We start from the raw sequence: 21,477 nt of genomic DNA, 5'->3' as shown, positions 1-21,477 counted from the left end.
TGAAGAGTGAAGAGTGAAGAGTGAAGAGTGAAGAAGGTATTGGGTTGCGTCAGGATTGTTCAACCAGAAAAAGTGGCATAGTTTCAAAGAAAGAAGCTCTTGGAGGACAAGAGCTTCAAAACAGGAAAGAAGGTTTAGAAGAACCCGAGCGGGTTAACATCGTAGCTAACCAACAGGTTCTTAGTTTGCTGATAATGCCCTAGCATCATTTTGTGGGTTTCACGTCCAATACCAGATTTCTTGTAGCCACCAAAAGCAGCGTGAGCCGGATAGAGGTGGTAGCAGTTGGTCCAGACGCGTCCTGCCTGAATAGCACGACCAACACGGAATGCGCGGTTCATGTCTCTTGTCCAGACACCTGCGCCCAAGCCATATTCCGTATCGTTGGCAATCGCAACTGCCTCTGCTTCATCTTTAAATGTGGTGACACCAATGACGGGACCAAAGATTTCTTCCTGGAACACTCGCATCGAGTTTTCACCTTTAAGAATGGTTGGCTGAATGTAGTAACCACCACCGAAATCTTCCGGCATACCGCCCATCACAACCGATGCGCCTTCGTTTCGACCGATTTCCAGATACTTCTTGATCTTCTCAAACTGCTCGTCGGACGCCTGCGCCCCAACCTGAGTTTCTGTATCTAAAGGATTGCCGTGCTTGATAGCTTTCGCTTTCGCCAGGACCCTATCCATAAATGCATCGTAAATGCTTTCCTGGATAAGCAATCGGGAAGGACAGGTACAGACTTCGCCCTGGTTGAAAAATGCCAGAACTGCTCCTTCTGCCGCTTTCTCAATAAACGCCTCTTCCTGTTCCATGATGTCTTCGAAGTACACATTTGGAGACTTGCCCCCCAGCTCTACGGTCGACGGAATCAAATTGTCTGCCGCACAGCGTAGCACGTGATTACCGATTGCAGTGGACCCGGTAAAAGCGATTTTAGCGATACGCTTAGACGTTGCTAAAGCTTGCCCTGCCTCTGGTCCCATACCATTCACCACATTGAGTACGCCCGGTGGCAGTAAATCGCCAATCACTTCCATCAACAGTAAAATCGTGGTTGGCGTTTGCTCTGCTGGCTTAAGTACTATGCAGTTACCCGCAGCCAGCGCCGGTGCTATTTTCCATGCTGCCATGAGCAACGGAAAGTTCCAAGGGATGATCTGCCCTACTACACCGAGTGGCTCAGGAATGTGATACGCCACTGTATTCGCATCCAGTTCGGCGGCTGTCCCTTCCTGCGCTCGAATGCATCCGGCAAAGTAGCGGAAATGGTCGACACAAAGTGGAATGTCCGCGGCTAATGTCTCTCGCACCGCTTTTCCGTTTTCCCAAGTTTCTGCGACAGCGAGCATTTCAAGGTTCGCTTCAATTCGGTCGGCAACCTGCAGCAGTATGTTGGAACGCTCAGTGACCGAGGTGGTGCCCCACGCGTCTTTGGCTTTGTGAGCTGCATCGAGAGCCAGTTCGATATCCGCCGCCTCTGAACGAGGGATTTCCGCAATCACATCTCCCGTACATGGAGATGTATTGGTAAAGTACTGACCGTTTGTGGGTTCTACCCACTGACCGCCAATGTAGTTTTGATAGCGGGGTTTAAAGCTAACAACTGCGCCTTCCGTCCCTGGTTTCGCGTAAATCATAAGCACCTCTCTAGTGGTAGTCGTTCTGTCTATATTTGGTGATCGCTCTGTATCACTTGTTTTAGATAGCTCATTCTCCCAGTAGACACTTTGATGCTCCATCCGCAGTTGGTTGGCAAAACCTCCTCCTTTCGGATGAGAAAAAGCTGCAATGATAGAAAGCAAGCTTTTCCCATTTGATATTAAATTGACCCGGATGAAGTTTAGACTTCCCTCATATATAACCAAGTACCTCAGCTTCTATTTCTCTTTAAATTAAATTATCGAAATCCCAGCCTATTTAGGCGTTGATATAAATTATTTGCAACAGACAGAATTTAAAATTAGCGCACTTATTTTTGTTATGATATAACATATTAAATTAAAGAAATTTAAATTATATCGATTCGATTTTTTCCTATTATTAATCATCTCAATTTCAAAACACTTACACGAAAATCAAAATTCAACCAACCAGTTTAATTATTCTCTTTTCATATTTTCTAAAGTTACTTTAATAAAGTTTCAGCTATTGATAAAAAAGCTCAACAAATACCTATTCAATGGCAAATTTTGTTTCAGAAATTTTGTTCTTCCATTGACTTGAAAGGCTGTGCTTTTAGCCCTTACTCATAAGGCGTTTGAAAATCAGGCTCAGAACAATATTCTGCCTTTTCAAACTCTGAACCAGCCGCACAAAATTCAGTGTATGCATATTTTTCTGTTACACGCACAGAAAGCATTTTTATTCAAAAATAAAGAATGAAAAGTGGCATTTTCACTTTCTCAATATTTATGCTTCACTTTCACAATTTAATTATTTTTGCCGTGAAAGATTTTAATAAAATTTGAAATGCCCAATTTTCGATAACTAACATGTGTTGTTTCGTTCGCAAAAGAAACAACCTTTCAGTCAACTTCAAAGGAAATGAATAATGAAAATGGCGAATAATAAAAAATCTTTGCTCGCGGTTTCGGTCGCCTCGGTTATGCTCTCCGGCTGTTTTTGGGATGACCCGAAATTCGTCGCAAAATACGTCAGTGACCAGATCGATAAAGATGCCGTGGTAAAGCACCTCGACAAACTTGAAAAACGCGCAGTCCCTACCCCAGATGGTAAAGCCATGACTCGGGCTGCTGGCACCAAAGGTTATAAAAAATCCCTGAAATACATTGCGAAGAAATTAAGAAAAGCCGGATATAAAGTCACTAAACAAGAATTCGATTTCAGAAGCTGGCAGGAGCTGGGTAATACCAATGTGGAAGTAGACGGTAAAACACTGCTGAGCTCCAAAGATGCGGGTGAAGGAGAAGTTCCAGACTACGCGACCATGTCCTATTCCGGCTCGTCGAATGGCACGGTGACGGGAGATCTTGTCTTCATCACGCCTGATTTCAGATTCGATCAGCCCGATTACGATGATACTGACGGCTGTGAAACTACCGACTTTAACGGCAAGGACGTGACAGGAAAGATAGCAGTCATCCAGCGCGGGGGCTGTTCATTCAATGCCAAAGCCACCAATGCTCAGGCTGCTGGAGCAAAAGGTGTGCTTATCTTCAATCAAGGTAATAACGATGGTCGAAAAAGTGTGGTTCAAGGCACTTTAGGTCGTGACAGCACGGTGACCATTCCAACCTTTGGGCTGCGTTATGATTTAGGTAAGCAGTGGTATGACGCGCTCGCGAGCGGTGCAATCAGTGCTTCCATGAACGTTATTACGATGAACCAGATGGTGAAAACGAATAACTTGCTGGCAGAGACACGCCATGGTGACGACGATCAGGTCATTATGCTTGGTGCGCACTTAGACTCTGTACCAGAAGGGCCAGGGATCAATGACAACGGTTCGGGCTCCGCAGGTCTGCTGGAATACGCACTGACGCTTTCAGACATTGGTGTTAAACCTAAAAACAAAATCCGTTTCGCATGGTGGGCAGCTGAAGAAGCCGGGTTGATAGGTTCGAATTACTATACCGAAGAATTGTTTAAACCGCTCCTTGATGAAGCTCGCAAGCAAATCATGGAAGAGCTGGGAATCGATAACCCAGACGATCTGACGGAAGAACAGCAGGACATGGTGGAAGCACGTTATAACGAGCTTAACAATGTGAAACTGTATCTGAACTTCGACATGATCGGATCACCGAACTACATCTATGGCGTTATGGATGGTGACCTTTCAGACACCAAAGATAGCCCGGATAACGCGTACACAGGTGACTTCACTCCACCATTTGGTACTTCGGATATCGAGGCACAATTCATTGAGTTCTTCGGAAACAATGGAGAGAAGACCGTTCCTCAGGCGCTGTCCAAACGTTCCGATTACGCTGGCTTTGCTGACTGGGGCGTGGCATTTGGTGGCTTATTTACCGGTGCTGAAAAACTGAAATCAGCGGAAGAAGTGGGTGACTTTGGCGGCGATATCGATGTGGCTTACGACAAGTGTTACCACCGAGCGTGTGATGATTCCACAAACGTTAGCCATAAAGCGTTGTTTATGAATACTAAGGCGCTGACCTATGTGACAACTTATTACGCAATGAGTGAAGAGCTTTTCCCTGAACCAGAAGCTACAACACAGGCTGCTGCGAAATCTGCACGCAGTTTCGCCATCTCTTCAGAGCCTACTGCACCTAAGCAGACTCTGCGTATTGGCGAGCGCTTAAAAGCGGCTGACAGCGTATCTGACCACGACCACTTCCACGGTGATTTTGATCAGGACATGGAATAATCTCCTTTAAGCTCGGGTATATCACCCGAGCTCATTTGTTCCAACCTTCACGCCCCTTCTCTGGGGCGTTTTTTTGAGTTCTCGAAAAGTTTCTGTCATAAAATCTACATGACCTATCTCTTAAACTTTCGAGAGATTCATCTCTAAAACCAACCAAGCGATACGGAACATAAAAATCGTATGACCAAACCATTATTCGTATTCGATCTAGATGAAACCCTAGTAAATGGCGATTGCTCGATGATCTGGAATCAGTTTCTGGTTGATGAGGGAGTGGCTACTCAACCTAACTTCCTTTCAGAAGATAAAAGATTGATGGCGATGTATGCTCAGGGCGACATGGATATGCAGGAATATCTGGATTTCTCTCTCAATCCGATTACCGAGCATTCTATAATTAAGGTCAACCAGCTTGTGGAAAAATGCGTACTACAACGCATATTGAAGCATGTTTTTCCACAAGCAAGAGATCTGCTAGCCCAGTTAAAGCAAGACGACGTCACCATATTGGTTATTTCTGCATCAGTTCATTTCTTGGTTAAACACGTCGCTAATCAACTGGGAATTGAGCATGCAATCGGTATTGACCTGATTGAAAATAACGAACGCTATACGACGAAAATCAGTGGCGTTGCAAGCTACCAACATGGCAAGGTAACCCGTTTAAAATCATGGCTTAAAGAACAAAACGTGTCTTATGATCGCATCATATTCTATACAGATTCGATAAATGACTTACCACTCTGTCAATACGCTGATGAAGTCCACCTTGTGAACCCCTGCCCACAAATTCGTTCGTATGGATTTGAAAATAACTGGAATATCATAAACTGGTAATGAGTGTTAACTGGGTTATCCACAGAAAATGTGGATAACCTTTTGAATGCGAAGCCAGATCACAAATCAGTCATAAAATCCGGTGACTTTTTAATTTTTTACTACTGTCATTAAAGTGAAAACTGAGTGGGGCATTCTCCCCAACATAAAAGATGCAAGGATTGAACTTAGCACATGGAAATTCAAAATCGTCTGGCTAGACCATCAACAAAAAGCAACGTGGGCTCTGAACCCACAGGTGACAGCAAAAACTGGCTTAAAGAACCAGTTAAAGCCATTGTGAAACCTGCGCTTCGTGTTAACCCTGAAGAAGGTGTTACCACGGGCTTTGTCGGTAGCAGTACCGACACTCTGGCAGGCGTCATGACTCCAGAAAGCTTAATCTGGTATTAGGTCACCTCAGAACAATTCGCTTAAAAAGACTGTAAAAGCGGGCTCAATCGAGCCCGCTTTTTTGATTCGTTCTAAATCTGCCAATCTTTAGGATCTGTTGACCTAATCACGCAGATAAATAAGCCAGTATCCCAATCCGACGAACACGCCTCCGCCAATGATGTTTCCTAAAGTAACGGGAACAAGATTATTGATGATGAAGGTGGTCAAATTCAGATCAGCAAAGCTTTCTGGCGTTGCCCCTATCATGGTCCAGAATTCTGGCGTTGCGAGCTCTTTTATCCCTATTGCCATGGGAACCTGAAACATGTTGGCAATGCAATGCTCAAAACCAGCAGAAACAAACATGGCAACAGGCAACACCATCACGATAATTTTGTCTGTCAGGGTTCTGCCACTGAATGTCATCCAAACTGCAATGCATACGAGAACATTACACATGATGCCTAGAGCAACAGCCTGCCAGAAGCCATGGTGAAGCTTGTGCTGAGCGATGTGCATTGTGTTTAAACCAACCTGCCCTGCATCGAACATGTATTGTTTCGCGGTAAGCATGATGCCTACTAAAACCAGCGCCCCAACCAGATTTCCGGCATAAACCACCAGCCAGTTTTTAAACAGGCACTTCCAGGTAATTTTTCCACTCGCTCGCGCAACTAGCGTCAGCACCGAACTGGTAAAAAGCTCGCCTCCCGTAATGATCACCAAAACAAGCCCCATGCTGAATGCCAACCCGCCGACAAAGCGGGTTAATCCCCAGGGTAAGTCCTCTGCCCCTGTGGTGATGGTGGTATAGAACAAAAATGCAATTCCGATATGCAATCCAGCTGTAATTGCCAGCAGAAACGATTTCATTGGATCTTTTGTTGCCTTGCCAACACCGATTTCTGCCGCACGCTCGGTCATTTGAGGTGGTAACAACGCATCGAATTGGTTCATATTCATGGTGCCTGAAACATTTTGAAACATGGAAGAGGCGCGGATAATCGCTCTAATCCCACTAAGTTTCAAGGGATATTTTTATGTTTTCAAAAATTGTTGAAAGCCTTGTAAAACAGGCGCTGAGAGGCAGGAAAAAAAGCAAATGAAATTCATAATCTTGGCTTAAGAAAAAGGCAGATCAGCAAAACCCGTAGTGATATCACAATCCCAACCAGACACTGGCTAGTTTGACACCAATTTGATTCAACCTAACAGATCTTTATTCTCATGGTTGTACATGATCTTTCAGAGCTTTATGGTGGGGTCAGACATTTCGCTCTGAGGAATTACGATGAAATACACCCAAGACCATATCGACGAGCTTAACCTTCTTCTTCAATTTGATATCAGCAGTGCAGCAACGGGCATAAAAGTGCACCACGACGCTTCTGAGTCTGCTCAAAATGCTGTTCAGCGTCTCTACGAGAAAAAATTATGTACCCTGCCTGACGGTGGCTACCTAACAGATGAAGGCATTGAAGTGGCAGAACACGCAGACAAAATTCTTCGCGTGCTGTGTGCTGGTGCTTAATCAATGAGCCGTATTGTAATTGTAGGGGCAGGCTGGCTAGGTCTGCCTCTGGCCAAACACCTTATCTCCAATGACCATCAGGTTATTGCGACCAAAACCTCTCAGCAGGGTATCGAGCAGCTAAACGCTCAATCAATTGAAGGCGCTGCTTTTTCATTTTCCGACCGCTTAGAAGACAACATCAAAAGCCTGACCCAGATATTTACTTCTCATCAAGCAGATATTGTCGTGGGTGCATTCCCTCCAGGTTTTCGAAAAGGAAATGGTGAGCAGTACGCTTTGCACTGGCAAGCTATGTCTGAAGCAGCAAATAAAGCTGGGGTCAAAAAGATAGTAAAAGTCAGCTCTACCACAGTATACCCTGAACAATCACTGGACATGACCGAGGAAAAAGCATCTCTATCTATCGCTATAGAAAATAAAGAGTTTTCAGAAAAGGCTGTCATCATGCTGAAAGCTGAGCAGGCTATTATCGACTCTGGCTTGGACTACGTTGTGGTTCGATGCAGTGGATTAGTAGGTTCAGATAGACACCCTTCTCGGTTTGCGGGTCGACTTAAATCGGTGAGTAAGTCTGCACCTGCCAATATGCTGCACCAGGATGATGCTGTAGGCGTCGTCGCTTTTGCTGTGACCAATCTCCATAACACCGTTGTCAACGCAACCAGCCCTTCAACCGTCAGTAAAGCGGAATATTATCAACGAGCGATCGAAGCCATCGACTCGGATGAAGAATGCACTCTTCCACCCGTGGTTGACCAACCCGGAAAACGAATTGTGTCTGACAAGCTGGTTTCTTTGGGCTACTCATTCCTTTATCCGAGTACGCTGGACGCGCTATAGGAGAATTTATGTCTACGCGCCTTTATCAGCATATTGAGACTCTGTGGGATTACATGCAAATGCATCAGCATTTTCAGAAAGCTGACTGCATTTTTTGTATGTGCAGTAACGACGAAAGAGTCGCTGAGTATGCAGCGCAACTCTATCTGGATGGCATTGCCCCCAAACTGATTTTTTCTGGCGCTCAAGGCAGACTAACAGAAGGTTTGTTTGATGTAACAGAGGCTGAGCATTTTGCTGATATCGCCAAACAGTTGGGTGTCCCTGAAAGTGACATCGTTTTAGAAACCAAAGCCACCAATTCTGGAGAAAACGTCGCCTTTACCGCCAGTATTCTGGAACAGCTGGATTTCGCCCCGGAAAAAGTACTCTTGGTACAAAAGCCTTACATGGAAAGGCGCGCCTACGCGACCTTTGTGAAGCAGTGGAAGTTGCCTTATAAAGAGGTCTATGTCACATCCCCTGGAGGTCGATTTTTGGACTACTTCAACGATACGATACCCTCTAACCTAGTGATAGAGGCGTTATTGGGCGACTTTGAACGTATTCAGACGTATCCGGAAAAAGGGTTTCAGATAAAACAGGAGATCCCTGAATCTGTCATGCGTGCATACAACAATATAAAAGCGTTCCCTTCATTTGCCTAAATGCTGGGTTTTGCTTTTTCGCAACAAAATTGGACAATACCCAGAGACGATAGCCTCTGGGTATTTGGGTTCTGGTGGCCTCAGAAATAGCACTTCAAGGGGCTATTGATCTAACAATAAAATCAAATTACTTAGGAGTGAACGAATGGAAGTCTTGGATCAAGCTGTCGGCTTTCTACTAGAAAATAAACTTCTGCTGAGTGCCTTAGTCATTTTAGTGATCGTTCTGATTCGCAAGTTCATCATTTCTATGATCCGGGGTGATGTCAATTTCCTTTCTGAAGATCAACGAAAATGGATTTCCCGAACCAAAAACGGCACCTTTTCCGTCATCATTATTACGTTGTTTTTGCTTTGGCAGTCGGAAATCAGCGAATTTGCGCTTTCATTAACTGCAATTGCAGTTGCCGTGGTTGTCGCTTCAAAAGAGATCATTTTATGTTTTACTGGCTCAATTCAACGCGCCAGTTCACGGTCTTTCCGTATCGGAGACTGGATTGAAGTCGGGAATTTATGTGGCGAGGTGATTGAACACAATTTGATGGCTACGGTGATTCAGGAAATTGATCTTCACCATGGGAATTACAATTACACAGGTAAAACCGCTACCCTACCCAACAGTATGTTTTTCAGTATTCCAGTTAAAAACCTGAACTTCATGAAACGTTACGTTTACCACAGCTTTAATATTGTGGTAGGTGAATTCCGGAATCTGTACCCAATGTTCCCTAGCCTGCTGGCTAAAATTGATGACCACTGTGAAGATTTTATTGATGTCGCCAAACGCTATAACGTTGTCATCGAACGTCATGCTGGTGTGGATCTACCTGGTGCTGAACCGCATATTTCGATATCCAGTGCCAACACCGGAGAGCAGGTTGTTCACTTTATGCTGTTCTGCCCAACCGACCGGGCTTTTGAAATTGAACAGCTGGTTCGCGAAGATTTCATGGCAATGTATCAGAGGCATTTCGGTCAGAAAGCGTAATGAGCGGATTCGATCAATTGATATAACCCAAGCTTCGGCTTGGGTTTTTAGTAGGTGTAAAATACAAAAAAACCTCGATATTGCTATCGAGGTTTTTTTAAAAATTTGGAGCGACACACGAGGTTCGAACTCGTGACCTCAACCTTGGCAAGGTTGCGCTCTACCAACTGAGCTAGTGTCGCATATATATGATGAGATGGTGCCCCGGGCCGGACTTGAACCGGCACAGCGCGAACGCCGAGGGATTTTAAATCCCTTGTGTCTACCAATTCCACCACCAGGGCACACAATATTCATTGTGATGGAGACACCATCTGGATACCGCTATTCAAGCCATACCACTTTAATTTGGAGCGACACACGAGGTTCGAACTCGTGACCTCAACCTTGGCAAGGTTGCGCTCTACCAACTGAGCTAGTGTCGCGATGGAGGCGCGTCCCGGAGTCGAACCGAGGTCCACGGATTTGCAATCCGCTGCATAGCCACTCTGCCAACACGCCTTTGACTCTTTTTGAAAAACCTTGGTGAGTTCCTCTTGAGTACGGGAAGGCATTCTACGCATTCCCGCGAGAGCGTCAACTGTATTTTTTAGTTTTTTGATTCGTTTGGCTATTTTCCATTCAAAAGGAGCAAAATAGATTATTTTTGTAGCGACATTTACCCAATATCGACCTCTTTTATTTGTTTAAAACACATTAACAGAGTAGCGAAGAAGGTTAAGGTCATTGCACAAGAAATTCAGCCTGTGGGCACATTACAACTGAATCAAGATTGATACGAATTTGAAAAAAATACGACTCCTACCCTTTTATCTTGATCGGCTCATCATCCATACAGAAAACGCCCGTCCAATCCTTATTATTGACCTTAATATCAAGTAGTATTGAAACCAAACAAACCGCCAGATTTGTTCACCTCTTTAAAAGCAAGTCTCTGTGAAATCTATAGTATTAGCACGCTCTTAACATAGATAGCAGTTCCATAACTAAGGAGCTCAATAGTTTACATTTAAAGCTCAAATCTGAGGTGAATAGAGAATTAGCTCTTTGAACTGGCTGAGTTTTATATAGTATGAGATATCTTAATTTTCGACATTGTCACCACAGGACCCCATCATGACAGATCCGCAATGGCAGACAACATTAATGCAAGAGGTCAGAAACCTAGTGACCGCAGCCTCTGCAAACGATGTTAAAGAAAGGTATGCCGATATACAAAAGCTGTCTGAAACTACTGGGCAATCCATTCCTGTCGAGATTCAGAGTGTCTTCAATGCCTACTCCCGATACCGCGAAGGTCACCTGATCCCTGCTATAAAAGAGTTCTTCGACTGTGTCTCTTTGTGCCAGACCCATAATCAAGAGTATCTGGCTCACATTGGTTACTTTCATATCGGTACGATTTTCGGCTTACTGGGCGATCATTCCCATGCGAGTGAATTTTTGACCAAAGCAGAAAGAGTCGAACAGTTTGGCGACCAGCGCCTGCTGGCTTTTATCCGCAATAATATTGGTGACCTGCTTATGAATGTTGAGCAGTATTCATCGGCATTGAAATACTTTGAGCAGTCACTTGATGCGTTGAATGATGAAGAGCTGGAATACAAGCTGGTTCCTTACATCAATATCATTGGTGTCAAAGTAGAGCTCAATCAGTTGGATGAAGTCGCTGCCATATCGGATCTGATAGAACCTCATATACACGGCAATCTAAGATACCTTAGCTTCTATCATCAGGTTCAGGGTCGCTACCATATGGCAAGGGGGAACTTTGAACTTTCCGAGACCCACCACCTTGCTGCAATAGACGCAATTAAAGTTTGTCAGAACGATTACTATCTGTCTGAAATGATGCTGGATTACTGCTATCTGTTAGTAAAGCAGTCTAACTGGACTTTATTGGATCAATACCTTGAAGAAGGCTTAGGTTATGCAAGGAAAGTCGGTACAGACAAACTTATCGACAAGTACAACCATATCTTATTGAGTCGACTGGAAACCATGCCTTCAGGAGAAGAAAAAGATGAGCATTTCAGTGCGCTCTTTGCTTCTTTCAAGAAGTCTCGCGATGCTGCACTGAAAAGGGAAAAAGATTACCTTAGCCAGATTTACCAACTCAATATGGATCGACTGGCACTGGAATCAGCTCAGGACATAAATAAAAACCTGGCATTGATCAACCGGGTTGGGCAATACTTGAGCACGTGCGACAATTTTCGGGATGTACTGCCCCAGCTAGTTGATGATCTGAGTAATCTTTTCACCATCGATACGCTTGCTATTGCGTTTTATGAGTCTGACAAGCCAAAGCTGTTTGTGGAACATTATTACGAAGACAATGCCATTAAGAAGCCAACCTACGTCGATTTTCTGCAGAAAGCGACATTCTTTGAATACTGCGCCAAGAACAACTCTTCACTTTATTTCAACGACATGACGGCAGAGAAAAAGCGTGAAATGCTAGGTGAAACCTCAGAGCACGATAACATGAGCTCGTTGTTATTCTCTCCAATCACCATCAATGGTGAAGTAAAAGCCGTCTTCACGATTCAGGCCGGGGCTTGTTATGCCTATCAAACGTATCAATATGAGCTATTTCTTCAGTTGACCAACTATCTTTCTATTGCACTGGAAAATCAGCTCAACCGCCATCAGCTCACCCTGATCTCTCAAACAGATCATCTGACCAAGTTATGGAATCGCCAGTCCTTGGATGCTCATTACCGAGAACTGCAAAACAAAAAGCAGTCTGGCTACAGCATCATCATGCTGGATATTGATTGCTATAAGCAGCTCAATGACCATTACGGTCACGTTAAAGGCGACGAAGTACTCATCACCATCACTCAGCAAATTAAGGAGCATTTTAAGCACCTGAGTGCCAAGTGTTACCGCTACGGTGGCGACGAGTTTGCTATTGTGGTCGGAGGTAGAATATCGGCGAAGGTAAACGATGCAGTTCAGAACCTTCAGCAAGCCGTCTTCAAGTTGAACCTACCCAATCTGAATTCGTACTGTGCTGACCGCGTATCGCTTTCAATAGGCGTGGCTCACTTTGATGAGTGCCCTTCTTCTGTTTCCCTATCTGAATCTCTGCAGCACGCTGACAGCGCGCTATATCACGCCAAACGTGGAGGAAGAAATCAGTACGCGGTATCCGAAGTCGCTAAAGCGGAAGCATAAAAAAACGGATGATTTCTCATCCGTTTATTATTCTTTGTCAGCTTGGCAATCTATTGATGCTTTTCATCCAGAAGATCATCTTTTGCGGCAACCAGATACTGAACCATTGACCAGTAGGTCAGAATCGTAGCGAAGTACAGCGCCGCGTAACCCAGCCACACCATCCAGTCATCATAACGCCAGATAAGAACCCAAAGTGCGAACATCTGGGACAGTGTTTTTACCTTGCCTACCCATGACACTGCGACACTTGAGCGCTTGCCTATTTCTGCCATCCATTCACGCAGAGCAGAAATAATGATTTCACGAGCAATCATGGTTATCGCCGGAATCGTAATCCACCAGGTCGCGTAATGTTCTGTAATCAGAATAAGAGCTGTTGCAACCATCACTTTGTCTGCAACGGGATCAAGAAACGCTCCGAAGCGAGAAGTTTGCCCAAGCCGACGCGCTAACATACCGTCTAGCCAATCAGTAAATCCTGCTACCCAAAACACCATTGCGGCGGCAAAAGGAGCCCATGGCGTGGGGATGTAAAACACGATGACAAATACAGGAATCAGTACTAATCGGAGTAAGGTAAGAATGTTCGGTATGGTAAAACGCATATATTTTTTAAGCTCTTAGTCATTGCGCGCTTAATGGTGCGTCAAAACGTCTATTGTTTCAATGCTTGATGAATGTTTTCTGCCAAAGAAAGGCTAATACCTGGAACTTTGGCGATTTCTTCGACAGTTGCCCGCTTTAACTCCTGCAAACCACCCATGTATTTCAGTAAAGCCTGACGCCGTTTAGGACCGACACCTTCAATGCCTTCCAGTGCGCTGGTGCGACGGGTTTTACCTCGTTTGGCTCGGTGACCTGCTATAGCATGGTTGTGGCTTTCATCCCGAATGTGCTGAATCAGGTGCAACGCAGGTTCATCAGTCGCCATGTTGAACTCATCACCTTCAACCGTAATCATGGTCTCTAAACCAGGTTTTCGGGTTATGCCCTTAGCAATACCTATCAGCCTTGGTCGCTTAGGCCAGTCTTCCCAGTGCTGAGAAATGATTTCGTGAGCACGATTTAACTGCCCTTTACCGCCATCGATAAAGATAATGTCGGGAATCTTTTCAATGTCCAACTGCTTTGAATATCGACGATCCAGAACCTGACCCATGGCGGCGTAATCGTCTCCCCCCGTAATACCTTCAATGTTGTATCGACGGTATTCCTGCTTGACCGGGCCTTCACGATTAAACACCACACAAGATGCTATGGTGCTTTCACCCATGGTGTGACTGATATCAAAACACTCCATGCGCTGAATAGAATCCATATCAAGATGATCCTGAAGCGCTTTCACACGCTGATTAATCGTCATCTTGTGGTTAATTTTGGTGGTTATCGCTGTCAGTGCATTGGTGTTTGCCAGTTTAAGATAACGCGCTCGCGTACCTTTCGGGTTTGTCAGAATGGTGATCTTCCGCCCGGCAATTTGAGTCAGCACTTCCTGAAAAGGTTCAGCATCCACAAACAAGTCCTGCTCCAGAATCAATCGAGTCGGAATGGTTCGCGCTTCGTTATGACTCAAATAGTACTGGCTCAGAAAGCTGTGAAAAACTTCATGTCGGTCAGTGTTATTTGGGATCTTAGGAAAGTGGCTGCGACTTCCTAATACCTTGCCCTGACGAATCATCAAGATATGGATGCACGCAATGCCATTTTCCTGAGCAAAGCCCAAAACATCTAAGTCATCCATGGAATCTTCAGAAACGAATTGCTGCTCCTGTACCCGTCGAATCGCCTGAATCTGATCCCTTAGAGTTGCGGCATCTTCAAAGCGCAGCTCCATACTGGCTTTTTCCATCTTGGAAACCAGTGTTTCTAGAACTTGCTTGTCCTTCCCATTCAGAAATAGGCGAACGTAGTTCACCAGATCCGCGTACTCTTCATCAGAAATTACCGACGAAACACAAGGTGCGGCACATCGCCCAATCTGATACATCAAACAAGGGCGAGTACGGTTGCTGTACACCGTGTCTTCACACTGGCGAACAGGAAAAATCTTTTGGATCAAATGCAATGATTCGCGGACAGCACCGGAATCTGGGTACGGTCCAAAGTACTCCCCTTTGCGCTTCTTGGCACCTCGGTGCATCGAAATGCGAGGGTGTTTATGACCGCTCAGAAAGATATAGGGGTAGGACTTGTCGTCTCGCAGCAATACATTGTATTTGGGTAAGTATTGCTTGATGTAGTTGTGCTCAAGGATTAACGCTTCTGTCTCGGTATGCGTAACCGTCACATCAATCTTGTTGATGTGACTGACTAACGCACGCGTTTTTTCGTTATCAACCTTTTTACGGAAGTAACTGGAAAGACGTTTCTTGAGATCTTTGGCTTTGCCGACATAAATTACCGTCGACTCGGCGTTGTACATTCTGTAAACGCCGGGTTGACTGGTAACTGTCTTAAGAAAGGAACCGGAATCGAATTGCTGAGACACTACAAAGTCTCGGTATCGATCATTCCGTGACGGATTGCTAAGTGAGTCAGTTCAACATCACCACTGATATCCAGCTTGCTGAATAAACGGTAGCGGTAGCTGTTTACGGTCTTCGGGCTCAGGCTTAATTGCTCTGAGATGTCGGTAACCTTCTGACCTTTAGTAATCATCATCATGATTTGAAGTTCTCGTTCCGAAAGGTCTTTGAAAGGATTTTCAGATGCGGAAGAGAACTGGCTCAACGCCATTTGCTGCGCAATTTCAGGTGAAATGTAGCGCTGCCCGGAGTGCACCATTCGAATGGCATTCACCATTTCGTCTGGACCCGCCCCTTTTGTCAGATACCCCGCAGCTCCGGCTTGCATAACCTTCGTCGGAAACGGGTTCTCTGTGTGTACGGTCAGTACAATGATTTTTACATCAGGGTTAAAACGAAGCACTTTTTTCGTTGCCTCCATACCCCCGATACCTGGCATGTTCATATCCATTAAAACAACGTCAGCATGGTTATTTCTGCACCACTTGACGGCTTCTTCACCGCTGTCAGCTTCCCCTGCTACGTTCATACCACGGACGTCTTCAATAATACGTCGTATCCCTGTGCGAACCAGCTCGTGATCATCTACAAGGAAAACATTTATCAAACTTGTATCTCCACACTATTTTTTGGTTCTATCTATTCCTTCAGTTCACACTCCGGTGAACTGAATTCATAAATTCAGTTGAACTCATCATATCTCAATTCTGGGTTAAAAATTACAATGAATATGCGTCACAACGCAAACTTTCGTCATAACTTATAATCAGAGTCGTTAACTTACCCCTCGTTTGTACTGATTTTCGCCAATTGTTGTGGCAATTTTAGTCAGCAATGTGAGAGAGCGCGAATTTGTTATTTATTGATATTTCAGTAAACAAATCATAACGTCTTAATTCCCATCAAATAATTCGACACAGACCTCAGATCCAAAAGTTCTTATTTATAACTATATGTTAGGTTGTACGGTATTTTGCGTCCTGTTTGTAACGAATAAGTTTCAATAAATTCAATCGACTCAGATATAATTAAAGCGGTTTTGAAGTGTAAGTTGATGCATTTCTGGTCATCAATACCTCAAAGTTGCTAAACCATAAAAATTGTAAGAAATTCACAAGACCAGCGAAGTAGAGATAGACACATTGAGTATTCAAGACGGATTCGTATTAACAAGACAAGCAAGGGACGTGTCCGGCAAAGCTCAGATTGATTTATGGGTAAAGACGGCACAAGGACCCGCCCATCTTGTCATCCCAGACCAAAAGCCTGTGTTCTTTATCGAATCTGAGTACTCACTACTGGTAACCGAGTTATTGGATGCGGCTGCAATTCCTTTCGATATCAAGCCTCTTCCACTCAAGACTTTTGACCAGGTTGCTACGGCAGGAGTTTATTTCACTGCCATCAAACACGCGACTGCTGCCTCTCAATTACTTAATAGCAATGACATCCTGACCTACGAATCCGACGTAAGGCTCGCCGACCGATACCTTATGGAAAGATTTATTCAGGGAAGTATTCAGTTTCAAGGCAATGCTCAAGCTAGAAATGACCATATAAAGGTCAATAATACGCAATGTAAGTCTGGAAACTACCACCCTCACCTCACTCAGGTATCTCTGGATCTTGAATGCAGCGAGAAAGGGAGCCTTTACTCCATCGGGCTAGCCAGCGAAATGGACAGTCGGGTCATCATGATTGGTGAGCCTCAGCCTGCGACCACCAATATTCAATGGGTCGAAAACGAGTACGCACTATTGAAAGCTATGTTTGACTGGTTTCAAATGTTCGATCCAGACATTGTAGTTGGCTGGAGTGTCATAGATTTCGACTTTAGGCTGCTTAACAGGCGCTGTGAGTGGCACAAACTTCCCCTGAAAATTGGCAGAGGCAGTCAGAATGCGCATTTTCGCCAGTCCAATAACAGCAACCAGAGCTTCATTACCATTCCCGGTCGGGTTGTGTTAGATGGTATCGATACTTTGAAAACCGCGACCTACCACTTTCGCTCCTGGTCGCTGGAATCCGTTTCTCAGGAGCTTCTCGGAGAAGGAAAAGACATCCATAACGTTCATGACCGCATGGATGAAATTAACCGGATGTTTGCCGAAGACAAACCCGCTCTGGCGAAGTACAACCTGCAAGATTGTGTATTGGTGAACCGTATATTTGAACACACTCATCTTCTGGAATTTGCCATAGAACGCTCGAAACTCACTGGAGTAGAACTGGACAGGCTTGGCGGTTCCGTTGCAGCCTTTACCAACCTATATTTGCCTCAGCTACACCGTGCAAATTACGTAGCGCCTAATCTGCAGTCTGAGAACTGGCTAGCCAGTCCCGGTGGTTATGTGATGGATTCCATCCCGGGGTTGTATAACTCAGTGCTGGTTCTGGATTTTAAAAGCCTGTATCCGTCTATCATTCGGAGCTTTTTGATTGATCCGATGGGCTTAATTGAAGGTCTGAAACTGGACGTCGGGAATACGCCAGATAGTGCCGTTGAAGGTTTTCGAGGTGGACAATTCCACCGTGAGCGTCATTTTCTTCCCAAGATGATCGAGCAGCTCTGGGCAGCACGAGATGTGGCGAAGAAGAACAATGAGAAAGCCTTCTCGCAGGCAATTAAGATCATCATGAACTCCTTTTATGGAGTGTTAGGTTCATCTGGCTGCCGTTTCTTTGATACTCGTCTGGCATCGTCCATTACAATGCGAGGGCATGAAATCATGAAGCAAACTCGTACACTCATCGAAGACAAAGGCTATCAGGTCATTTATGGGGACACCGACTCGACTTTTGTCGCGCTAAACCAGCCTCATTCACAGGAAGATGCAGACAAAATAGGACACGCTTTAGTCGAGCACATCAATCAGTGGTGGCAAACGCACTTAACCGAAGAGTTTGGTATTACTTCCCATTTAGAACTGGAATACGAAACGCACTATAAGAAGTTTCTGATGCCGACCATTCGTGGTTCAGAAGCCGGCTCTAAAAAGCGCTACGCCGGTCTTATCGGTGACGGAGATAACGAGCAGATCATCTTTAAAGGGCTGGAAAGTGCAAGAACGGATTGGACCCCCCTATCCCAAGAATTCCAACAAACACTGTATGACATGGTCTTCCACAATCAGGACCCCGAGCAATACATTCGAGACTACGTTGAAAGCACCAAAAACGGAGAGTTCGACCACCAGCTCGTATACCAAAAAAGACTTCGAAGAAAACTGGCTGACTACCAGAAAAACATTCCACCACAGGTCAGAGCCGCTCGACTTGCAGACGAAAAAAACGAGAAGCTGGGAAGACCTCTGCAATACCAGAATAAAGGGCGTATTGAATACGTCATCACACTGAATGGTCCTGAGCCCAAAGAGTATCTGGAGAGCCCCATCGATTATCAGCATTACATCGATAAACAATTGCAACCCATCGCCGATGCCATTCTGCCATTCATCGGCTTGGATTTTGAAAGATTAAATGCCCCTCAGTTGGGTCTGTTTTAATCCATATTCTTACCATCAATTTTTTTGTTCTTTACGACAAAAATGTTTGTATGACGGCATAAAAATTAATTGCTACATTCGCTTTCCCTGAGTATCCCAGAGGACAATTCACTCTCCTCTGCTCAGGGAAACGCAGCGTGTTGAACCCCATATTACGGCACCTCAACATCGCTTCATGGCTGCTCCCAGCCTTTTATTCACATACAGGTCTCAGACCTAAGTTATCGAAATGAAAAAGAAGATCATCGTAGGGTGGCGAGAAGTGCTAAGCCTACCTGAACTTCGCCTAGATCGTATCAAAGCGAAAATAGACACAGGTGCGCGAACTTCATGCCTCCACGCTTATAAGTTGGAAACGTTCACCAAAAATCATGCGCTTTGGGTTCGGTTTTGGATGCATCCAGCGCAGAACAACACTGAGCTAAGCCAGATATGTGAAGCAAAAGTAATTGATGAACGCATAGTGCGCGACTCAGGCGGTCATGAAGAAAAACGATATGTGATTGAAACGCTTCTCTCAGTAAATGAAGAGCAGTGGCCAATCGAAGTGACCTTAACCAACAGAGAAAATATGAGATTCCGAATGCTACTGGGCAGAACCGCCATGCATGACCGAATCATTGTTGACCCAACCGAATCATTCTTAGTGCCATTTGAGGAGAAAAAATAGTGAAAATTGGCATTCTTTCTCGTAACGAATCTTTGTACTCCACTCGCCGTCTTATTGAAGCGTGTGAAGCTCGTGGTCATGAGGTTAAGGTAATCGACGCACTGCGTTGTTACATGAATATCAATTCCGAAAAACCCGAAGTTCACTTTAAGGGTGAGGAATTGACAGGGTTCGATGCCATGATCCCTAGAATTGGTGCGTCTGTGACTTTTTATGGCACTGCGGTACTGCGTCAGTTTGAAATGATGGGCGTCTTTCCGGTCAATGAGTCTGTGGCGATTACTCGTTCGCGCGACAAACTGAGGTCTTTGCAGCTGTTGTCACGCAAAGGCATCGGGATGCCAGTAACCGGATTCGCCAGCAAACCAGATGACGTGAAAGACCTACTGGATATGGTGGGGGGTGCGCCCGTTGTGATTAAGTTACTTGAGGGCACTCAGGGCATTGGTGTTGTTTTAGCTGAAACCCGCAAAGCGGCAGAAAGCGTTATCGAAGCGTTTATGGGCTTAAAAGCCAACATCATGGTGCAAGAATTCATCAAAGAAGCAGGTGGTGCGGACATTCGCTGCTTCGTGATTGGAGACAAAGTCATTGCTGCTATGAAACGCCAGGGCGCGGAAGGTGAATTCCGTTCAAACCTGCATCGCGGTGGCAGTGCTTCACTGGTGAAAATCACCCCGGAAGAGCGCAAAACAGCAGTAGCTGCGGCGAAAGCTATGGGGCTGAATGTGGCTGGCGTTGATCTGCTTCGCTCAGAGCGTGGACCTTTGGTAATGGAGGTCAACTCTTCTCCGGGTCTGGAAGGCATTGAGAAAGCAACTGGCAAAGACGTGGCTGGCATGATTGTGGATTTCATTGAGAAAAACGCGTCTTCAAAAGGAACAAAAACTCGTGGTAAAGGCTAAAAGAAACTCCGATTTCCATTTGCTGGATTACACAGTCGCTCCCGGTGAGCGACTGAAATTTGAACTGGAAGCTGCGAAGCTTTATACGCATTCGCCACTTTCGATTCAGATTGAAGTGATTAATGGTAAATACGCGGGTCCGGTCATGATGGTGAATGCGGCAATCCACGGTGATGAGCTGAATGGTGTAGAAATGGTACGCCAGTTATCTAGCATACTGGATCCGAACAAACTGAAAGGCACGGTTATCGCTGTGCCCATCGTCAACGTGTTTGGATTTATTCATAAGTCTCGTTATCTGCCCGACAGACGGGATCTGAACCGCTGTTTTCCCGGTTCCGAGAAAGGTTCGCTGGCATCGCGTATGGCGAACTCATTCTTTACTAACATTGCTCAGCGTTGTGACCTGATTCTGGATCTGCATACGGGTGCGATTCATCGCACCAATTTACCGCAGATCCGTGGCAATCTGAGCAACCCTGAAACACTGCGTCTGGCAAAAGCATTCAACACGCCAGTAATTGTTGATGCGGCGCTAAGAGATGGCTCTCTGCGCAGCGAAGCGGAAAGAATCGGCATTCCAACGCTTACTTACGAAGCGGGTGAAGCTCTGCGGTTCGAACCCATTTCCATCAGTGCAGGAATGCTAGGTATCAAGCGTGTGATGCAGGCAGCCGGAATGTTAAGGGTCAGCCGCAAAAAGTACCCGGAACCTGTAATTGCCAAATCAACAAACTGGGTGCGGGCGAACAGCGATGGCATGCTTCGAACTGTCGTCACCTTGGGGGAAAAGGTAGAAAAAGACCAGATACTGGCTTATATCAGCTCGCCTCTGGGAGACACTGAAACCCAAATTATTGCTCCTAAAGAAGGCATTGTTATCGGTCAGCAAACTCTGCCGCTGGTGAATGAAGGCGACGCCGTTTTCCATTTGGCGTACTTCACTCAGGACACCGATTTTGTTGAGCAGACAGTAGAAAGCTACATAGATGAAGTAAGTGACGTAGACTCAGAAACCATTACCACAGGTCAAATCACCCTCTCACAAAGCTAGTTCCAAAATCCCGGCAAGTTCAACTGTCGGGATTTTTGCCTCCCTTTCAC

General features: G+C 45.2%; 17 protein-coding genes and 4 tRNA genes. 12 read left to right on the top strand and 9 right to left on the bottom strand.

Annotation, left to right across the window (positions count from 1 at the left end; all coding sequences use genetic code 11):
- Positions 1-134: 134 nt before the first annotated feature.
- Complete coding sequence (locus INR79_RS07655; protein WP_022550396.1) at positions 135-1,643, bottom strand: aldehyde dehydrogenase family protein; 1,509 nt, start codon at positions 1,641-1,643, stop codon at positions 135-137.
- Positions 1,644-2,557: 914 nt separating this feature from the next.
- Here INR79_RS07655 and INR79_RS07650 point away from each other — a divergent pair.
- From INR79_RS07650 to INR79_RS07640, 3 genes are all read left to right on the top strand, one after another.
- The gene (locus tag INR79_RS07650; RefSeq protein WP_223096691.1) at positions 2,558-4,360 is read left to right on the top strand and encodes a M20/M25/M40 family metallo-hydrolase; all 1,803 of its coding nucleotides are present in this window, start codon (positions 2,558-2,560) and stop codon (positions 4,358-4,360) included.
- 180 nt (positions 4,361-4,540) lie between these two features.
- A complete protein-coding gene (locus INR79_RS07645; protein ID WP_223096688.1) occupies positions 4,541-5,197 on the top strand; it encodes an HAD family hydrolase in 657 nt (218 codons plus the stop codon).
- 174 nt (positions 5,198-5,371) lie between these two features.
- Positions 5,372-5,590, top strand: a complete 219-nt coding sequence (locus tag INR79_RS07640) for a hypothetical protein (protein WP_004404730.1) — start codon at positions 5,372-5,374, stop codon at positions 5,588-5,590.
- A 102-nt stretch (positions 5,591-5,692) separates the two neighbouring features.
- On the opposite strand, the gene focA is transcribed toward INR79_RS07640, so the two are convergent.
- A complete protein-coding gene (gene focA, locus INR79_RS07635) occupies positions 5,693-6,535 on the bottom strand; it encodes a formate transporter FocA (RefSeq protein ID WP_223096685.1) in 843 nt (280 codons plus the stop codon).
- A 328-nt stretch (positions 6,536-6,863) separates the two neighbouring features.
- On the opposite strand from focA, the gene INR79_RS07630 reads away from it, so the two are divergent.
- The 4 genes from INR79_RS07630 (at position 6,864) to INR79_RS07615 (ending at position 9,581) form a co-directional block, all read left to right on the top strand.
- Positions 6,864-7,103, top strand: coding sequence for a TIGR02647 family protein (locus tag INR79_RS07630; RefSeq protein ID WP_004404726.1), 240 nt, complete (start codon positions 6,864-6,866; stop codon positions 7,101-7,103).
- 3 nt (positions 7,104-7,106) lie between these two features.
- Complete coding sequence (locus INR79_RS07625; RefSeq protein WP_022603394.1) at positions 7,107-7,946, top strand: NAD(P)H-binding protein; 840 nt, start codon at positions 7,107-7,109, stop codon at positions 7,944-7,946.
- A gap of 8 nt (positions 7,947-7,954) precedes the next feature.
- Positions 7,955-8,593 carry a YdcF family protein gene (locus INR79_RS07620; RefSeq protein WP_022550391.1) on the top strand — a complete coding sequence of 213 codons (639 nt, stop codon included), beginning with the start codon at positions 7,955-7,957 and terminating at the stop codon, positions 8,591-8,593.
- 145 nt (positions 8,594-8,738) lie between these two features.
- Positions 8,739-9,581: a mechanosensitive ion channel family protein gene (locus INR79_RS07615; protein ID WP_004404719.1), complete on the top strand. Its 843-nt coding sequence runs from the start codon at positions 8,739-8,741 to the stop codon at positions 9,579-9,581.
- Between the two features lie 106 nt (positions 9,582-9,687).
- Here INR79_RS07615 and INR79_RS07610 read toward each other — a convergent pair.
- The 4 genes from INR79_RS07610 to INR79_RS07595 all read right to left on the bottom strand — a co-directional run bounded on the left by INR79_RS07610 (position 9,688) and on the right by INR79_RS07595 (position 10,082).
- A tRNA-Gly gene (locus tag INR79_RS07610) sits at positions 9,688-9,763 on the bottom strand.
- A gap of 15 nt (positions 9,764-9,778) precedes the next feature.
- Positions 9,779-9,865, bottom strand: a tRNA-Leu gene (locus INR79_RS07605).
- Positions 9,866-9,930: 65 nt separating this feature from the next.
- A tRNA-Gly gene (locus tag INR79_RS07600) sits at positions 9,931-10,006 on the bottom strand.
- A gap of 2 nt (positions 10,007-10,008) precedes the next feature.
- Positions 10,009-10,082, bottom strand: a tRNA-Cys gene (locus INR79_RS07595).
- 615 nt (positions 10,083-10,697) lie between these two features.
- Between INR79_RS07595 and INR79_RS07590 the strand changes: the two genes are divergently transcribed.
- Positions 10,698-12,764 (top strand): sensor domain-containing diguanylate cyclase, encoded by a 2,067-nt coding sequence (locus INR79_RS07590; RefSeq protein WP_223096682.1) that lies wholly within the window; start codon positions 10,698-10,700, stop codon positions 12,762-12,764.
- A gap of 50 nt (positions 12,765-12,814) precedes the next feature.
- On the opposite strand, the gene pgsA is transcribed toward INR79_RS07590, so the two are convergent.
- The 3 genes from pgsA to uvrY are packed head-to-tail and all read right to left on the bottom strand — an operon-like array spanning position 12,815 to position 15,899.
- Positions 12,815-13,372 carry a CDP-diacylglycerol--glycerol-3-phosphate 3-phosphatidyltransferase gene (gene pgsA, locus INR79_RS07585; protein WP_004404715.1) on the bottom strand — a complete coding sequence of 186 codons (558 nt, stop codon included), beginning with the start codon at positions 13,370-13,372 and terminating at the stop codon, positions 12,815-12,817.
- A 50-nt stretch (positions 13,373-13,422) separates the two neighbouring features.
- Positions 13,423-15,255: an excinuclease ABC subunit UvrC gene (gene uvrC, locus INR79_RS07580; protein ID WP_223096679.1), complete on the bottom strand. Its 1,833-nt coding sequence runs from the start codon at positions 15,253-15,255 to the stop codon at positions 13,423-13,425.
- Positions 15,255-15,899: a UvrY/SirA/GacA family response regulator transcription factor gene (uvrY, locus tag INR79_RS07575; protein WP_004404710.1), complete on the bottom strand. Its 645-nt coding sequence runs from the start codon at positions 15,897-15,899 to the stop codon at positions 15,255-15,257. Before uvrY ends, uvrC begins: the two co-directional genes overlap by 1 nt.
- 535 nt (positions 15,900-16,434) lie before the next feature.
- Here uvrY and INR79_RS07570 point away from each other — a divergent pair.
- The 4 genes from INR79_RS07570 (at position 16,435) to INR79_RS07555 (ending at position 21,427) form a co-directional block, all read left to right on the top strand.
- Positions 16,435-18,798 carry a DNA polymerase II gene (locus INR79_RS07570; RefSeq protein WP_223096677.1) on the top strand — a complete coding sequence of 788 codons (2,364 nt, stop codon included), beginning with the start codon at positions 16,435-16,437 and terminating at the stop codon, positions 18,796-18,798.
- A 229-nt stretch (positions 18,799-19,027) separates the two neighbouring features.
- The gene (locus tag INR79_RS07565; RefSeq protein WP_223096675.1) at positions 19,028-19,468 is read left to right on the top strand and encodes an ATP-dependent zinc protease; all 441 of its coding nucleotides are present in this window, start codon (positions 19,028-19,030) and stop codon (positions 19,466-19,468) included.
- Positions 19,468-20,373, top strand: a complete 906-nt coding sequence (rimK, locus tag INR79_RS07560) for a 30S ribosomal protein S6--L-glutamate ligase (protein WP_004404706.1) — start codon at positions 19,468-19,470, stop codon at positions 20,371-20,373. The genes INR79_RS07565 and rimK overlap by 1 nt, the downstream gene beginning before the upstream one ends.
- Positions 20,360-21,427, top strand: a complete 1,068-nt coding sequence (locus tag INR79_RS07555) for a succinylglutamate desuccinylase/aspartoacylase family protein (RefSeq protein ID WP_223096673.1) — start codon at positions 20,360-20,362, stop codon at positions 21,425-21,427. The genes rimK and INR79_RS07555 overlap by 14 nt, the downstream gene beginning before the upstream one ends.
- The last annotated feature ends 50 nt before the right edge of the window (positions 21,428-21,477 follow it).

The organism is Vibrio sp. SCSIO 43132, from assembly GCF_019904195.1.
GTDB lineage: Bacteria > Pseudomonadota > Gammaproteobacteria > Enterobacterales > Vibrionaceae > Vibrio > Vibrio nigripulchritudo.
Note: the sequence above shows the minus strand (reverse complement) of the source record. Positions and strands in the feature narration are given on the sequence as shown.

Excerpts from the sequence above, each read along its gene's own strand:
- focA (WP_223096685.1), bottom strand. The coding sequence starts at position 6,535 with ATGAATATGAACCAATTCGATGCGTTGTTACCACCTCAAATGACCGAG.
- INR79_RS07655 (WP_022550396.1), bottom strand. The coding sequence starts at position 1,643 with ATGATTTACGCGAAACCAGGGACGGAAGGCGCAGTTGTTAGCTTTAAA.
- INR79_RS07645 (WP_223096688.1), top strand. The coding sequence starts at position 4,541 with ATGACCAAACCATTATTCGTATTCGATCTAGATGAAACCCTAGTAAAT.
- INR79_RS07650 (WP_223096691.1), top strand. The coding sequence starts at position 2,558 with ATGAAAATGGCGAATAATAAAAAATCTTTGCTCGCGGTTTCGGTCGCC.
- INR79_RS07630 (WP_004404726.1), top strand. The coding sequence starts at position 6,864 with ATGAAATACACCCAAGACCATATCGACGAGCTTAACCTTCTTCTTCAA.
- INR79_RS07590 (WP_223096682.1), top strand. The coding sequence starts at position 10,698 with ATGACAGATCCGCAATGGCAGACAACATTAATGCAAGAGGTCAGAAAC.
- INR79_RS07625 (WP_022603394.1), top strand. The coding sequence starts at position 7,107 with ATGAGCCGTATTGTAATTGTAGGGGCAGGCTGGCTAGGTCTGCCTCTG.
- INR79_RS07565 (WP_223096675.1), top strand. The coding sequence starts at position 19,028 with ATGAAAAAGAAGATCATCGTAGGGTGGCGAGAAGTGCTAAGCCTACCT.
- INR79_RS07640 (WP_004404730.1), top strand. The coding sequence starts at position 5,372 with ATGGAAATTCAAAATCGTCTGGCTAGACCATCAACAAAAAGCAACGTG.
- pgsA (WP_004404715.1), bottom strand. The coding sequence starts at position 13,372 with ATGCGTTTTACCATACCGAACATTCTTACCTTACTCCGATTAGTACTG.
- INR79_RS07620 (WP_022550391.1), top strand. The coding sequence starts at position 7,955 with ATGTCTACGCGCCTTTATCAGCATATTGAGACTCTGTGGGATTACATG.
- INR79_RS07615 (WP_004404719.1), top strand. The coding sequence starts at position 8,739 with ATGGAAGTCTTGGATCAAGCTGTCGGCTTTCTACTAGAAAATAAACTT.